The 566-nt window shown below is 64.0% G+C and carries 1 protein-coding gene; it reads left to right on the top strand.

All coding sequences use genetic code 11. The features are described from left to right. Positions 1-458 (top strand): ABC transporter substrate-binding protein (locus CSC70_RS14055; protein WP_211369513.1); only part of this gene is annotated, 458 nt, incomplete at its 5' end. Between the last annotated feature and the right edge of the window lie 108 nt (positions 459-566).

Here is a 566-nt window from a genome sequence, read left to right as displayed (position 1 = left end):
TCCCGCTGATGCGCATGGCCGACACCGGCGTGGCCGTGGACGGCCGCGTCCGCCCGGCCCGCTTCCAGCTGTGGCAGGGCGCCGACCAGCTGCGGGTGATGCTGGCCCGCGGCGAGGTCGACTACAGCGCCACGCCGGCCAACCTGCCGGCGCTGATGGCCAACCGCGGCGAGCCGGTGCGGCTGCTCAACGTCTCGGTCTGGGGCCTGCTCTGGCTGGTCAGCCGCGACCCGGAGGTGCACGGCTTCGCCGACCTGCGCGGACGCACCCTGCTCACTCCATTCCGCCGCGACATGGGCGCCATCGCCCTGCACGAGCTGTTCAAGGCCCAGGGCCTGGAACCGGACAAGGACATCGCCCTGCGCCAGACCCGCGACGCGCTCGATGCGGTGGCCCTGATGCTCGCCGGCCAGGGCGACCACGCGGTGCTGCGAAAAAAAAAATTGCTGATGATTTAAAGAAAGCATACTATTCTGTTTCTTATGGCCAGAATCTTCAAGGAACTAACATTGCTTTAATTTTTGAAAAGTGTTCATGTCTATTCTACCCCACTACTATCCCCAGTA

It is taken from the genome of Pseudoxanthomonas kalamensis DSM 18571, assembly GCF_010211745.1.
GTDB lineage: Bacteria > Pseudomonadota > Gammaproteobacteria > Xanthomonadales > Xanthomonadaceae > Pseudoxanthomonas_A > Pseudoxanthomonas_A kalamensis.
Note: the sequence above shows the minus strand (reverse complement) of the source record. Positions and strands in the feature narration are given on the sequence as shown.